Consider the following 14,780-nt stretch of genomic DNA (forward strand, 5'->3'; position numbering starts at 1 on the left):
ACTCCATTCTTTTTATTCAAAAACACTTAGCTGAAACTTGATCGACAAGTGCCTTTCTCTAGGCGCTGTCGACTGAAACGACGCTGCGATCCTTTGCGCTGCAACAACAGAATCAAAGGATCGCAGCGTGCCGTAGCGTCTACAGGTCAGGCAGTGGCTGCACGTTGCGGCTGCTGCCACGACTCGTTCGCGGTCTGATCCATCGCTTCCTGAATCGCCTTCTTGCGGCTGGCCTCTGCCTTGCGGCCGAAGTACCAGACCAGGAACGTCACCAGCGACACCGCCAGCAGAATCAGGCTGGCCACCGCGTTGATTTCCGGCTTCACGCCCAGGCGCACCGCCGAGAACACTTCCATCGGCAGGGTGGTGGAGCCCGGACCGGAAACGAAGCTGGCCAGTACCAGGTCATCCAGCGACAGGGCGAACGACATCATCCCGCCCGCCGCCAGCGACGGCGCGATCATGGGGATGGTGATCAGGAAAAACACCTTGAACGGCTTGGCGCCCAGATCCATCGCGGCTTCTTCGATCGACAGATCCAGCTCCCGCAGGCGCGCGGAGACTACCACCGCCACATAGGCGGCACAAAACGTGGTGTGGGCGATCCAGATGGTGACGATGCCACGCTCCTGCGGCCAGCCGATCAACTGCGCCATCGCCACGAACAGCAGCAACAGCGACAGACCGGTGATCACCTCAGGCATTACCAGCGGCGCGGTGACCAGACCACCGAACAGCGTACGACCCTTGAAGCGCGTAACGCGGGTCAGCACGAACGCGGCCAGCGTACCCAGCGCCACGGCGGCCACGGCGGTGTAGCAGGCGATTTCCAGCGAGCGCACTACCGAGCCCATCAGTTGCGTGTTGTCGAGCAGGCCGACGTACCACTTCACCGACCAGCCGCCCCACACCGTCACCAGTTTCGAGGCGTTGAACGAGTAGATCACCAGAATCAGCATCGGCAGATAGATGAACATCAGGCCGAAGATCAGCATGAACTTTGCAAAACCGAAGCGTTTCATCCCCGTCCCTCCATCTCTTTGGCCTGGCTGCGGTTGAACAGCAGGATCGGCACAATCAGGATCAGCAGCATCACCACCGCCAGGGCGGACGCCACCGGCCAGTCGCGGTTATTGAAGAACTCTTGCCACAGCACGCGACCGATCATCAGGGTCTCCGGGCCACCCAGCAGCTCCGGAATGACGAACTCGCCGACCACCGGAATGAACACCAGCATGCAACCGGCGATGATGCCGTTCTTGGCCAGCGGCACGGTGATTTTCCAGAAGTTGTTGAAGTTGCTCGAGCCCAGGTCGGACGCGGCTTCCAGCAGGCTGCCGTCATGCTTGACGAGGTTGGCGTACAGCGGCAGCACCATGAACGGCAGGTAGGCGTAGACCACCCCGATATACACCGCGGTGTTGGTGTTGAGGATCTCGATCGGGTGATCGGTCAGCCCCGTCCACATCAGAAACGCGTTGAGCAGACCGTTGTTGCTGAGAATGCCCATCCACGCATACACGCGGATCAGGATCGCGGTCCAGGTCGGCATCATGATCAACAGCAGCAGGACGTTCTGCGCTTCCTTGCTGGCCTTGGTGATCGCGTAGGCCATCGGGAAACCGATCACCAGGCACATCAGCGTGCTCAGGGCGGCTACCTTCAGCGAGCCGAGGTAGGCCGACAGGTACAGCTCGTCTTCGCCGAGCATGGTGTAGTTGCCGATGTTCAGCAGCAGCTGGAATTTCTGTTCGGCGTAGGTGTAGATCTCCGAGTACGGCGGGATCGACAGGGCGGCTTCCGAGAAGCTGATCTTCATCACCAGGAAAAACGGCAGCATGAAGAACAGGAACAGCCAGAGGAACGGAATGCCGATCACCAGTTTGCGTCCGCTGGGCACCAGGCGCAGGAATTGCTGATTGAATGTTTTCATGAGCGCAGTACCACGCCGCTGTCGTCTTCCCACCAGACGTAGACCTTGTCGTCCCAGGTCGGACGGGCGCCACGGCGTTCGGCGTTGGCCATGAACGACTGGACGATCTTGCCGCCAGGCAATTCGACGTAGAACACCGAGTGGCCGCCGAGGTAGGCGATGTCATGCACCTTGCCTTCCGACCAGTTGTAGCGCACCTCTGGTTTGATCGTGCTGACGAGCATCTTTTCCGGGCGGATCGCGTAGGTGATCGACTTGTCCTGCACCGACGTGCTGACGCCGTGACCGACGTAGATTTTCTGCTGCAGGTCCGGGCTGTGAATGATCGCGTGGCCTTCGAGGTCTTCCACCACGGTGCCGTCGAAGGCATTCACGTTGCCGATGAACTCGCAGACCATGCGGCTGACCGGCGCTTCGTAGATGTCCACCGGGCTGCCGATCTGGGCGATCCAGCCCAGGTGCATGATCGCGATGCGTTCGGCCATGGTCATGGCTTCTTCCTGGTCATGGGTCACCATCACGCAGGTCACACCGACGCGCTCGATGATCTGCACCAGTTCCAGTTGCATCTGTGAGCGCAGCTTTTTATCCAGCGCGCCCATCGGCTCGTCGAGCAGCAACAGCTTCGGCCGCTTGGCCAGGGAGCGGGCGAGGGCGACGCGCTGGCGCTGACCGCCGGACAACTGATGGGGTTTGCGTCGGGCGTATTGGGTCATGTGCACCAGGCGCAGCATCTCTTCGACACGGGCGTCGATTTCGCTGGCCGGCAAACGGTCCTGCTTGAGGCCGAAGGCAATGTTCTGCGCCACGGTCATGTGCGGGAACAGCGCGTAGGACTGGAACATCATGTTGATCGGCCGCTCGTACGGCGGCATGTCGGTGATGTCCACGCCGTCGAGCAGAATCCGCCCTTCGGTCGGCCGCTCGAAACCGGCAAGCATGCGCAGCAGGGTCGATTTGCCCGAACCGGAGCCACCGAGCAGGGCGAAGATTTCGCCCTGGTGGATCTCCAGGGACACATCGTCGACGGCGGTGGTTTCGTCGAACTTCTTGGTCACGCGATCGACTTTCACCAGAACCTTTTTCGGTTGCTGATGACCTTCAAGGGCCTTCCTGTAAGTGCTGGAGGCGTTTGCCATGTGAAACTCCCAACAGGTTTCGTTCGCTCGGCCAACGTGGCCGGGCTTAAGTGGATTGCAAGCCTGCAGGTGCATTTGCGCTCGGATCACATTCCCTGTGGGAGCTGGCTTGCCAGCGATTGCGGTGGGTCATTCCCCAACAGTGTCGGAGGTGATGGCCTCATCGCTGGCAAGCCAGCTCCCACAGGGTTTTGCATTGATCTGACGGTCTTGCTCCTGCCATCCGGCTTGGTCGGCGCCGCCGTCCTGGCTGCCTGGGTCGTACTTGTTGTTATTACGGTTTGTTGTTTTCACGGATGACGGATACGCACACGCGTCGCCGCCGACCCCGTGGGGGCAGTAATCGTTAATCGGGTGGTGCTTGAGTCAGCGCTTGTGGCGTTGCGCCGCCCGTTGCCGGCAGGCCTCACCGAACGCCTGGAAAATCCGCAGGTAGTTCGGGTTGTCCAGCACTTGCCATTCCGGGTGCCATTGCACGCCGAGGGCGAAGGTCGGGCTGTGCTCCACCGAGATCGCCTCGATCAGGCCATCCGGAGCTACGGCTTCGGCCCGCAGGCCGGGCGCGAGACGGTCGATGCCCTGGCTGTGGATCGAGTTGACCTGGAATTCACCGGGCAACTCCAGGGCGGCGAACACGCCGCCGTCCAGCACCGTCACGGCATGCGCCGCAGCGTACTGCACGGCCAGGTCCGGACTGTCGGCCTCGCGGTGGTCGAGCATGCCCGGCAACTCGTGCACCTTCTGGTGCAGGCTGCCGCCGAAGGCCACGTTCATTTCCTGGAAGCCACGGCAGATGCCGAGCACCGGAACGCCCGCCGCGATGGCTGCACGCAATAAAGGAAGGGTGGTGGCGTCCCGCGCCGGATCGTGATCCGTGCCGGGTTCGCTGGCCGGGCCTTGATAGTGGAAGGGCTCCACGTTCGACGGCGAGCCGGTCAGCAACAGACCGTCGAGCTGACCCAGCAGGTCGTCGATTTCAGTCAGTTTGCCAAGGGAAGGAATGACCACCGGCAACCCCAGGGCCGCGACGCTGACAGCACGCAAGTACTTGTCGCCGCTGACGTGATAGGGGTGCAGGCCAATCTGTTTGACGCACGCAGTAACGCCGATCAATGGCTTGAATGCCATTTTTATTCACCTCGAAGTTTGACACTTGAACGAGCTTTTCCGGAGCTTAGCCTCGTTGATTTTAATTAACAACTGCCATGTAAAAAATTCTAAACGCCGCTCATCAAATCTTCATGATTCCAGGCCTTGCGGCGCCTGCATTGGCACGAGAGTGTTAAAAAAAGCCGGAAAAATAAACGCTGGACGGCTGGGTGTTCGCTATTGACTTCACTTTGCCTTTCGGATTGACTGGCTCGGCGAAACAGCGGTGAACATAATAATTAACAGCTAAATAGGTGCATCATGTCGGTCCCTCTGCGTGCCGTTCAACTCAACGAAGCAAACGCATTCCTTAAGAAACATCCTGAGGTTTTGTACGTCGACCTTCTGATTGCAGACATGAACGGTGTGGTGCGCGGCAAGCGCATCGAGCGCACCAGTCTTCACAAGGTTTACGAGAAAGGCATCAACCTGCCGGCCTCGCTCTTCGCGCTCGATATCAATGGCTCCACGGTGGAAAGCACCGGCCTGGGCCTGGATATCGGCGACGCCGACCGCATCTGCTACCCGATCCCCGGCACCCTGAGCATCGAGCCATGGCAGAAGCGCCCGACCGCGCAACTGCTGATGACCATGCACGAAATCGAAGGCGAGCCGTTCTTTGCCGACCCGCGGGAAGTGCTGGCTAATGTGGTGCGCAAGTTCGACGCATTGGGCCTGACCATCTGCGCCGCGTTCGAACTGGAGTTCTACCTGATCGACCAGGACAACGTGAACGGCCGTCCGCAGTCGCCACGCTCGCCGGTGTCGGGCAAGCGTCCGGTGTCCACTCAGGTCTACCTGATCGACGACCTCGACGAGTATGTCGACTGCCTGCAGGACATCCTCGAAGGCGCGAAAGAGCAGGGCATTCCGGCCGACGCCATCGTCAAGGAAAGCGCCCCGGCGCAGTTCGAAGTCAACCTGCATCACGTCTCCGACCCGATCAAGGCGTGCGACTACGCCGTCCTGCTCAAGCGTCTGGTGAAGAACATCGCCTATGACCACGAGATGGACACCACCTTCATGGCCAAGCCGTATCCGGGCCAGGCGGGCAATGGTCTGCACGTGCACATTTCGATCCTGGACAAGGACGGCAACAACATCTTCGCCAGCGAGGATCCCGAGCAGAACGCCGCGCTGCGTCACGCGATCGGCGGTGTGCTCGAGACCCTGCCGGCGCAGATGGCTTTCCTCTGCCCGAACGTCAACTCGTACCGGCGTTTCGGCGCGCAGTTCTATGTGCCGAACTCGCCGAGCTGGGGCATCGACAACCGCACCGTGGCCGTCCGTGTGCCGACCGGTTCGCCGGATGCCGTGCGCATCGAACACCGCGTAGCGGGTGCCGACGCCAACCCGTACCTGCTGATGGCGTCGGTGCTGGCCGGTATTCACCATGGCCTGACCAACGAGATCGAACCGGGCGCGCCGGTTGAAGGCAACAGCTACGAGCAGAACGAACAGAGCCTGCCGAACAACCTGCGCGATGCGTTGCGCGAGCTGGACGACAGCGAAGTCATGGCCCGCTACATCGACCCGATGTACATCGACGTCTTCGTCGCGTGCAAGGAAAGCGAGCTGGCCGAGTTCGAAAACTCGATCTCTGACCTTGAGTACAACTGGTATCTGCATACCGTCTGACGCTCAGGCGCTATCTCGCTAACACCGCAAACTCCTGTGGGAGCGGGCTTGCCCGCGAAGAGGCCAGCACCTTCAACATTGCAGGTGACTGGCCCACCGTATTCGCGAGCAAGTCGAATCGTCGCACCGTCGCTCCCACAGGGATATCGGTCACTAATTCTTATATGTGAGTCACCCCCATGACCATGACCCGCAACGACTGGGAACAGCGTTTCCAGTCCCTGACCATCGAATCCCGCGCCTTCATCAACGGTGAATACCGCCCGGCGATCAGCGGCGACACCTTCGAATGCCTGAGCCCCGTCGACGGCCGTTTCCTCGCCTCCGTGGCCAGCACCGATGAAGCCGACGCCAACCTCGCCGTCGAAGTCGCGCGCCAGTCGTTCAATTCCGGCGTGTGGGCCAACAAGGCCCCGGCCGAGCGCAAACGCATCCTGATCCGCTTCGCCGACCTGATCCTGCAACACCAGGAAGAACTGGCGCTGCTGGAAACCCTGGACATGGGCAAGCCGATCAGCGACTCGCTGAGCATCGACATCCCGGCGACCGCCAACGCGATCCGCTGGAGTGCCGAAGCGATCGACAAGATCTACGACGAAGTCGCCGCCACCCCGCACGATCAGCTCGGTCTGGTGACCCGCGAGCCGTCCGGTGTGGTGGCGGCCATCGTGCCGTGGAACTTCCCGCTGATCATGGCCAGCTGGAAGTTCGCCCCGGCCCTGGCGGCGGGTAACTCGTTCATTCTCAAGCCGTCGGAAAAATCCCCGCTGACGGCGATCCGCATTGCCCAACTGGCGCTGGACGCGGGTATTCCGCAAGGCGTGTTCAACGTCCTGCCAGGCTTCGGCCACACCGTCGGCAAGGCGCTGGCGCTGCACATGGACGTCGACGTGCTGGCCTTCACCGGCTCCACGGCGATTGCCAAGCAACTGATGATCTACGCCGGGCAGAGCAACATGAAACGCGTCTGGCTCGAAGCCGGTGGCAAGAGCCCCAACGTGGTGTTCGCCGACGCGCCGGACCTGCGCGCGGCAGCCCAGGCCGCCGCGGGCGCCATCGCTTTCAACCAGGGCGAAGTGTGCACCGCCGGTTCGCGCCTGCTGGTCGAGCGCTCGATCCGCGAGCAATTCATCCCGCTGCTGGTGGAAGCGCTGCAAGCGTGGCAACCGGGGCACGCCCTCGATCCGGCGACCACCGTTGGCGCCGTGGTCGATCAGCGTCAACTGGACAACGTGCTGCGCTACATCAGCATCGGTCGCGAGCAGGGCGCCGAGCTGATCGCCGGTGGCCGCCGCACCCTCGAAGAAACCGGCGGCACTTACATCGAGCCAACGATTTTCGACGGCGTGACCAACGCCATGACCATCGCCAAGGAAGAAATCTTCGGCCCGGTGCTGTCGCTGATCACCTTCGACACGGTCGAGGAAGCGTTGCAGATCGCCAACGACAGCATCTTCGGCCTCGCTGCCGGGGTCTGGACCAGCAACCTCAGCAAGGCCCACACCTTCGCCCGTGGCCTGCGCGCCGGCAGCGTGTGGGTCAACCAGTACGACGGCGGTGACATGACCGCGCCGTTCGGTGGCTTCAAGCAGTCCGGCAACGGTCGCGACAAGTCGTTGCACGCGTTCGACAAGTACACCGAGCTGAAAGCGACCTGGATCAAGCTCTAACTCTTTGACAACGGTGGTCGCCGGCAACCGGCGACCTTCGGAGAACAATAAAATGAAGCAACAACACGTCAACAGCTACTACGCCGCCACCCGCAACGAAGTGATCGATTTCCCGATCCTGGAAGAAGCGGTGGACTGCGATATCTGCATCATCGGCGCCGGCTACACCGGCCTGTCCTCGGCGCTGTTCCTGACTGAAGCCGGTTACAAAGTGACGGTGCTGGAAGCGGCGAAAGTCGGCTACGGCGCCAGCGGTCGCAACGGTGGGCAACTGGTCAACTCCTACAGCCGCGACGTCGACGTGATCGAAGAGCGCTACGGTGACAAGACCGCGGAAATCCTCGGCAGCATGATCTTCGAAGGCGCCGACATCATCCGCTCGCGCATCCAGGAGTACGACATCAAGTGCGACTACCGCCCGGGCGGCATTTTCGCCGCGATGAACAAGAAGCAACTCAATGGCCTGGCCGAGCAGAAACGCAACTGGGAGCGCTACGGCAACCGCAACCTGAAGCTGCTCGACGCGGCGGATATCCGTCGTGAAATCGGCTCCGATGCCTACGTCGGCGGCCTGCTCGACATGCAGGGCGGCCACGTCCATCCGTTGAACCTGGCCCTCGGTGAAGCCGCGGCCATCGTGCGCCTGGGCGGCAAGATCTACGAACAATCCGCCGCCGTGGAAATCACCTACGGTGAGCCGAACGTCGTGCGCACCGCCAAGGGCCAGGTGCGCGCCAAGTACCTGCTGATCGCCGGCAACGCCTACTTGCCGCAAGGTCTCGACAACCGCGTGACCGCGAAGAGCATGCCGTGCGGTTCGCAAATCGTCGTCACCGAACCGTTGAGCGAGAAACAGGCACGCAGCCTGATCAGCAACAACTACTGCGTCGAGGACTGCAACTACCTGCTTGATTACTACCGCCTCACCGCCGACAACCGTCTGCTCTACGGTGGCGGTGTGGTTTACGGCGCGCGTGAACCGGACGACATCGAACAGCTGATCCGGCCGAAGATCCTCAAGACCTTCCCGCAGCTCAAGGACGTGAAAATCGACTACCGCTGGACCGGCAACTTCCTGCTGACCATGTCGCGCATGCCGCAATTCGGCCGTATCGAAAAGAACGCCTACTACATGCAGGGCTACAGCGGCCACGGCGTCACCTGCTCGCACCTGGCCGGCAAACTGATCTCGGAAATGATCCGTGGCGACGCCGAACGCTTCAACGCTTTCGCCTCGTTGCCGCACATGCCGATGATTGGCGGACGCACGTTCTCCGCACCGCTGACCGCCCTCGGCGCGGTGTACTACTCGCTGCGCGACCGCTTCGGCATCTGAGTTACCTCCCCGGCGGCGGCCCCCAAGGCTCCGCCGGTTTTTATTCCCAGCAATACCGCAAATGTCCAACTGTGCGAGCTAGCCTGCCAGCGATGAGGCACCCTCGACCCACAGAAACACTGCAAACCCTGTGGGAGTCTGGCCCGCCAGCGATAGGGCACCCTCGATCCAACAGAAACACTGCAAACCCTGTGGGAGTCTGGCTTGCCAGCGATGACGGCCTGACAAACTTCACAAAGCCAATTGACACAAAAGAGATCCAACTGTGGGAGCGAGCCTGCTCGCGAAGAGGCCATATCAGCCAACCTGCATGTCGTCTGACACACCACTTTCGCGAGCAGGCTCGCTCTCACAGTGACTGTATTACCAAGGCAACAAGGACTTTTGCTCCACCGTCCATCGAACCTGCTGAGCAACACCGGCAAACGTGATTTAATAGCCGCCTTTCACGGTTCCGGGACACGGGAGCAACGTGATCCGCGCCCTCGGCGCGTCACCCGCCACCCACCCCCATCGCCCTTAAGTCGTTTTCACATAAGGCTGTCATGGATACGGGTTCTCGACTCAAACTAGTACGCGAAAGCTACAAACTGTCCCAGCGCGAGCTGGCGCGGCGTAGCGGCGTGACCAATGCCACCATTTCCCTGATCGAACAGAATCGCGTCAGTCCTTCCGTCAGCTCGCTGAAAAAGCTGCTCGAAGGCATACCGATGTCCCTGGCCGACTTCTTCACCTTCGACCAGCCGCCGCGCGAACACCAATACGTCTTCCGCGCCAACGAACAACCCGACCTCGGCCGCCACGGCCTGCGCCTGCTCCTGATCGGCGCCTCGGTCCCAAGCCGCCAGATGCGCTTGCTGCGCGAACAATACGCACCGGGTGCGAGTTCCGGGGAAGAGCCAATCGTGCACGCCGAAGGCGAGGAGTGCGGACTGGTTACCCGTGGCACCGTGGAATTGACGGTGGACGGGCAGGTGAGTGTGTTGAGTGCGGGCGATGGCTACTACTTCCCGACGACACTGCCGCACAAATTCCGCAATATCGGCGCGGATGAGGCGGAGATTATCAGTGCGAATACACCGGCGAATTTTTGATCGCCGACTCCTCTCGAAATCCAAAAGAACCGCAGCAATGCGGTTTTTTTTGCTCTGAAAGTCTCTGGCGCTCCAGCTCAGTTTGGTGAAACTCTCAGCAATGTTATTGTGCTATCACTGCGCATAGGTAGGTCTGACGAATTGAACGAACATTTCGCTGGGGCGAAATAGCTTTCTCTTTGCTCTTGGCATTTGGAAGCGATAGGGAGTTGCAAGCACAACGGAAAAATTTGCCACGGTTTTGCTGTGAAAAAATTTAGTGTCATCAAGTTCGGTGAGAACGGAGCCAAACAGAGCCAGGCTGTTTCCTGGCAATCAAGGAAGTCCGCAATGAAACTGATTTTCGCCCTGTTGTTGATGTTCAGCGGTTACACGTTTGCCAGTTGTTCCAGCATCAGTGACAACGATCAACGCAACTATTGCCAGGCCACGCAAGAAGGCAGTACCTGTTCCGCCATTCGCGATAACGATTTGCGTGCGTCGTGCGAAGCGGAGAAGGGCAGTACGTGCGCCAGCATCCGTGACAATGACCGGCGCGCCTATTGCGAGGCCAAAAAGGGCAGCACCTGCGCGAGCATCCGCGATAACGATTTGCGTGCGTCCTGCGAAGCGGAGAAAGGCAGTACCTGCGCCTCCATCGGTGACAGCGACCAGCGCGCGTTCTGTGAGGCGAAGAAAGGCAGTACCTGCGCGAGCATCCGGGACGGCAATCTGCGCAGCCAGTGCGAAGCGATGAAACGCTGATTGCCGCTGGCGCGCGGGGCGGCTCGACGGCCGCGAACGCCTTCGCCAGTGTGATTGGCATGAAAAAGGGACACCCTCGAGTGTCCCTTTTTCATGCGCGCGAACCGCGTGTTATTTGCTCTTCCAATGGCCGCCGCCGTTCTCGCAATCAATTTTCGCCTGGGCCAGATGCTCGGCATCGTAGTAGTAAGTGGTCACTTGGGCGCTGTCGGGGATGTTCAGTGCTTTGGCGTTTTTGTCCTTGCTGGTGGAGTGCGGGTTGGCCAGGGATTCCTGGGTGAGGGTGGCGATGCACGTGGCCTGGTAGTGGTCGGCGCAGTGTTCGACTTTTTTCTTGCTGGCGTTGAGCATGTCCTTGCTTTCATTGCTGCACGACCAGTCGATGGCATCAACGGGCATGCCTTCGTATTCGTAACAGCTGTGGGTTTCGACGGCAGCCACGGAGGCGCTGGAGGAGCGGGTCTGCACGTCGCAGCCCTGGGCCATGACGCAGGTGGGAATGACGCAGAATGTGGCGATCAGCAGCAGAAGGCGGATATTCATCGGCGGATCCTCTTCAAGGGCGCCTGTTTTGAGCGAAACCCGGCGCTTTCAGGTTTCGAGGTGGGGGCATGGCGGGAGGTTCCATCGAGATTGGATTTGCGCCGCCCGGGCAGACTGCGAAACAATCGCGCGCATCTCGCGCCCCACGGACTGGAACACCGCCCATGATTGAAATCGGCCGCCGCAACATCGCTCCCACCTCGCAGCATCCGTTTCACGACGTCTATCTGTTCCATATCGATCTCTCCAGGCCCGCCACGCCTTTTTGTTTCGAACAATCGATGGGCGGCGGACACATGGAGCACGGCGGGGCGCGATTCCTGGCGCTGGCTGAGCTGGACGCCTGGCCCGGCGACTGGCGCGAGCATTTGCGCAAGGCGGGTTGCGCCTGGGTGGCGGAGTTGATCGATGCGTATCCCGGGGTGGAGCAGATGACGGTGGTGGCGCTGATTCTGCAGCGGCACAGTGCCAATGCCAAACCGGTCAGTCGCTTGCAGGCCATCGGGCGCTGGTTCCGGCGCCATTTCTATATCGGCGGCCGCTATGGCCTGTAACCCTCGGAGACTCCCATGACGCAGACCCTCGAACGCGCCATCGCCATTGCCGCCACGGCCCACGCCGGGCAGGTCGACAAGGGCGGGGCACCATACATCCTGCATCCGCTGCAAGTCATGCTGCGCATGCACACCCTGGAAGAACGCATCGTCGCCGTGCTGCACGACGTGGTCGAAGACTGCGGCATCAGCCTCGATGACTTGCGCCAGGAAGGCTTCAGCGAGGACGTGCTGAGCGCCATCGCATCGGTGACCAAGGTGCCGGGCGAATCCTACGAGGATTTCGTCGAGCGTGCCGCGCAGAATCCGATCGGGCGGGTAGTCAAGCTCGCGGATCTGGAAGAGAACAGCGATCTGTCACGGATCGCCTCGCCGAGCTGGGAAGATCTCGAGCGGGTCGAGAAGTATCGCAGGGCCATCGGCCGGTTGCGTGCCTGACGCAGCGAAGAGTCGTCAGCCTGCGTGTATCAGTTAACGGCAAGGAGCCAGGACATGGATTTCGCGACAATTGTTCAATTACTCACGGTCATTGGCGTGGTTGCCGCCGCGACCAAGGTGGTGCGTGAGTTGTCATTCATGGGCAAGAGCCGCCTGGCCGAGGAGTACCGGGTCGCAAAAGAAGTGCTCAAGGACATTCAGGACAATCCCGACTTGCATCCGTTGGTCGTGGAAAGGGGCTATTTCGCCATTGCCGGCACATCGGCGATCAATCCGGCTGACGTCGAGTACCTGATATCAATCGTCAACCCGGCCACTAGCCTCAAGGATTATGTGCGTTCGAGGAAGTACGTCGAGCTCGATGAGCGACGGCGTCGGATCGACTTTCGGCCCAAGTACAAACGGAAGTTTTCCAGGCTCTGGAGAAAGGCCTGGTATCTGATGATGTATATCGTCTGGTGCGTCGTTGCGATGGGGCCGCTTCTGTTGATTCAACCCATGAAGCTTGAACCCAAGTTCGCGTTCTGGGCGTTCATAACGCTGCCCGGGGCGGGGCTGCTGGCCATCAGCGCGTTGATCGACTGCCTGAAGATTTCCAAGAGCGAAACACTGGTCAAGTGTCAGGAACCGCACACGCCGAGGATTCTGGCGGCGCACGCCGCGAAGGGGACGGCCATTGCCCTGAACAGGCCCCGAGCCTGATTTACTCCGCTGAGGCGATAACGCCGTAGAGCCATTCCAGACGTTCGATCCACGCCGGCGAGGCCGCGAATCTTGCGCAGTAGGCGCGCTTTTCAACGTCACTCAAGCGGGTGAAGAACGGCACGAAATAGCAATCGTTGTAGTGGCCCTGCGCGCCTTGCATGTTGTCGCTCCACCAGGACGGCGGGTAATCGTTGAAAGCAATCCACGGCGGCGGTACGGCGAAGGTTTCCTGGCTCAGCAGGTTGAGAAAGTCCGTGCTGTTGGTCACCAGGCGCATCGTCACGCCGTTGAACTCCTGGCTGGAGCCGAACAGGACCAGTCGCTCTGCGTTCAACCGGTGGTGGTACTCGACGACGGGCTGTCCATTGAACGTTCTTTGGTGGGTTGCACGGAAGCGAGATGCTACGAGGGATGCAAGGCGCGCCGCATCCTCGGGATCCATGAGAAAAGTGGCGTGGCAGGCCGCTATACCGCTGTCGATCAACGGCATCAGGTTGACCTGATTCGTCAGGTCCGCCAGGGATAAGGGCGCGTTGAAAAGCGCCTGCAGCTCGCGCTTGCTGTACCCAGCGATCTGTTCCGACGGTCCAGCACTGATCATGGACAGCAGTCGGCTGAGCAGATTCATGGGCAGCCGTCCTTGGGGCAGGTAAACATCGTCAACATCCGTGTGAAAGCACTGGGCGGATGTTACACACCCGCACGATCGCCGGCCACGTACTTGAAAGATCCACCCGTGGCGCGCAGCGATCCGGCGTAACAATGGCTACGTGAGCCTTTGCCCGCGTCGCGCCGAGTCAGGCATGCCCCAATGCGATGGCAAACGACACGACGACCATGCAAGCAAATGCGAAATTGAGATTCATCAGCTGTTCATCCTGAGCCTTGAGTGGTGCCGCCATTCTGAACAGGGCACCGGCGGAGGAAAAATTCGCCGTGGTGATTCCAATGATCGAAACAATTGATAGCCGGTTTGTGTTTGTCCGCAGGGTTCGCTAGGCTCGGAAAACCTGCAATTACCCGCATAAACAGGCATAATCATGCACGATCATTCCACTGCCGAACTGCCATCCCTGCGTCGGCAGAAAATCCTCCTGCTCCTCGAACGCGACGGCAAGGTCATGGCCTCCGAGCTGAGTCAGCATTTTGCGGTGTCCGAGGACACCATCCGCCGCGATCTTGCCGAACTCGACAACGCCGGGCTGGTGCAGCGGGTGCACGGCGGGGCGTTGCCGCGGCCGAAAGACAGCGGCAAGGATTACTTCACCCGACTGGAGGAAATCGATGAGGTGAAGGTCCGGCTGGCGCAATTGGCAGCGCAGAAGGTCGAGGATGGGCAGACGGTGCTGTTCGATTCCGGCTCGACCACCTTGCAGGTCGCGCGTTCGTTGCCGACGGACATCCGCATCACTGCCGTGACCGCAGCACCGATGACGGCGATTGCCCTGGCGGAGTACAAAAACGTGAAGGTGATTCTGGCCGGTGGCCAACTGAACCCGAAAACCCTGGCGGCCGGTGGCCATGAGGCGCTGCGTCTGATCGCCGGGATCAAGGCTGACCTGGCGTTCACCGGTGTCTGTGCGATTCATCCGCAGGTGGGCATCACCTCGCTGCATTTTGATGAAGTGCCGGTGAAACAGGCGCTGCTCGACAGTGCGGCGCGGGTGATCGCGGTAACCTCCGCGGACAAGCTCGGGGCGGTGGAGCCGTTTGTGGTGGCACCGTGCGAACGCCTGCACACGCTGATTACCGAGCGGCACCTGGCCTCGGGCAGCGTCGAGGATTATCAGCGGCTGGGGATTGTCGTGGAGCAATTGCCTGACTGAGATTTTAGTGA

15 protein-coding genes are annotated in these 14,780 nt (G+C 60.6%); 9 read left to right on the forward strand and 6 right to left on the reverse strand.

Annotated elements, in window-relative coordinates:
* Positions 1-146: 146 nt before the first annotated feature.
* From QRN70_RS22950 to QRN70_RS22965, 4 genes are all read right to left on the reverse strand, one after another.
* Complete coding sequence (locus tag QRN70_RS22950; protein ID WP_285420170.1) at positions 147-1,022, reverse strand: ABC transporter permease subunit; 876 nt, start codon at positions 1,020-1,022, stop codon at positions 147-149.
* Positions 1,019-1,900: an ABC transporter permease subunit gene (locus tag QRN70_RS22955; protein ID WP_285420367.1), complete on the reverse strand. Its 882-nt coding sequence runs from the start codon at positions 1,898-1,900 to the stop codon at positions 1,019-1,021. Before QRN70_RS22955 ends, QRN70_RS22950 begins: the two co-directional genes overlap by 4 nt.
* Positions 1,901-1,929: 29 nt before the next feature.
* Positions 1,930-3,072 (reverse strand): ABC transporter ATP-binding protein, encoded by a 1,143-nt coding sequence (locus QRN70_RS22960; protein WP_285420171.1) that lies wholly within the window; start codon positions 3,070-3,072, stop codon positions 1,930-1,932.
* Positions 3,073-3,438: 366 nt separating this feature from the next.
* Positions 3,439-4,200 carry a gamma-glutamyl-gamma-aminobutyrate hydrolase family protein gene (locus QRN70_RS22965; protein ID WP_285420172.1) on the reverse strand — a complete coding sequence of 254 codons (762 nt, stop codon included), beginning with the start codon at positions 4,198-4,200 and terminating at the stop codon, positions 3,439-3,441.
* A gap of 282 nt (positions 4,201-4,482) precedes the next feature.
* On the opposite strand from QRN70_RS22965, the gene QRN70_RS22970 reads away from it, so the two are divergent.
* The 5 genes from QRN70_RS22970 (at position 4,483) to QRN70_RS22990 (ending at position 10,703) form a co-directional block, all read left to right on the forward strand.
* Complete coding sequence (locus QRN70_RS22970) at positions 4,483-5,859, forward strand: glutamine synthetase family protein (RefSeq protein ID WP_285420173.1); 1,377 nt, start codon at positions 4,483-4,485, stop codon at positions 5,857-5,859.
* 179 nt (positions 5,860-6,038) lie between these two features.
* Positions 6,039-7,529 (forward strand): aldehyde dehydrogenase, encoded by a 1,491-nt coding sequence (locus QRN70_RS22975; protein ID WP_285420174.1) that lies wholly within the window; start codon positions 6,039-6,041, stop codon positions 7,527-7,529.
* A gap of 52 nt (positions 7,530-7,581) precedes the next feature.
* Positions 7,582-8,865 carry an NAD(P)/FAD-dependent oxidoreductase gene (locus QRN70_RS22980; protein ID WP_285420175.1) on the forward strand — a complete coding sequence of 428 codons (1,284 nt, stop codon included), beginning with the start codon at positions 7,582-7,584 and terminating at the stop codon, positions 8,863-8,865.
* Positions 8,866-9,410: 545 nt separating this feature from the next.
* Positions 9,411-9,959: a cupin domain-containing protein gene (locus tag QRN70_RS22985; RefSeq protein ID WP_011333561.1), complete on the forward strand. Its 549-nt coding sequence runs from the start codon at positions 9,411-9,413 to the stop codon at positions 9,957-9,959.
* A 330-nt stretch (positions 9,960-10,289) separates the two neighbouring features.
* Positions 10,290-10,703 (forward strand): hypothetical protein, encoded by a 414-nt coding sequence (locus tag QRN70_RS22990; RefSeq protein ID WP_285420176.1) that lies wholly within the window; start codon positions 10,290-10,292, stop codon positions 10,701-10,703.
* A 111-nt stretch (positions 10,704-10,814) separates the two neighbouring features.
* On the opposite strand, the gene QRN70_RS22995 is transcribed toward QRN70_RS22990, so the two are convergent.
* A complete protein-coding gene (locus QRN70_RS22995; protein ID WP_285420177.1) occupies positions 10,815-11,246 on the reverse strand; it encodes a hypothetical protein in 432 nt (143 codons plus the stop codon).
* Between the two features lie 164 nt (positions 11,247-11,410).
* Between QRN70_RS22995 and QRN70_RS23000 the strand changes: the two genes are divergently transcribed.
* From QRN70_RS23000 to QRN70_RS23010, 3 genes are read left to right on the forward strand one after another with little or no spacing between them, the layout of a single operon-like run.
* The gene (locus tag QRN70_RS23000; RefSeq protein WP_285420178.1) at positions 11,411-11,800 is read left to right on the forward strand and encodes a hypothetical protein; all 390 of its coding nucleotides are present in this window, start codon (positions 11,411-11,413) and stop codon (positions 11,798-11,800) included.
* A 15-nt stretch (positions 11,801-11,815) separates the two neighbouring features.
* Positions 11,816-12,238 (forward strand): HD domain-containing protein, encoded by a 423-nt coding sequence (locus QRN70_RS23005; RefSeq protein ID WP_285420179.1) that lies wholly within the window; start codon positions 11,816-11,818, stop codon positions 12,236-12,238.
* A gap of 54 nt (positions 12,239-12,292) precedes the next feature.
* A complete protein-coding gene (locus QRN70_RS23010) occupies positions 12,293-12,940 on the forward strand; it encodes a hypothetical protein (RefSeq protein WP_285420180.1) in 648 nt (215 codons plus the stop codon).
* Position 12,941: 1 nt separating this feature from the next.
* Here QRN70_RS23010 and QRN70_RS23015 read toward each other — a convergent pair whose 3' ends face one another.
* The gene (locus QRN70_RS23015) at positions 12,942-13,571 is read right to left on the reverse strand and encodes a hypothetical protein (RefSeq protein WP_285420181.1); all 630 of its coding nucleotides are present in this window, start codon (positions 13,569-13,571) and stop codon (positions 12,942-12,944) included.
* A 412-nt stretch (positions 13,572-13,983) separates the two neighbouring features.
* Between QRN70_RS23015 and QRN70_RS23020 the strand changes: the two genes are divergently transcribed.
* On the forward strand, positions 13,984-14,769 hold the full coding sequence (locus tag QRN70_RS23020) for a DeoR/GlpR family DNA-binding transcription regulator (protein WP_285420182.1): 786 nt from the start codon (positions 13,984-13,986) through the stop codon (positions 14,767-14,769).
* The last annotated feature ends 11 nt before the right edge of the window (positions 14,770-14,780 follow it).

This window comes from Pseudomonas sp. efr-133-TYG-5 (assembly GCF_030209175.1).
Classification (GTDB): Bacteria; Pseudomonadota; Gammaproteobacteria; order Pseudomonadales; family Pseudomonadaceae; genus Aquipseudomonas.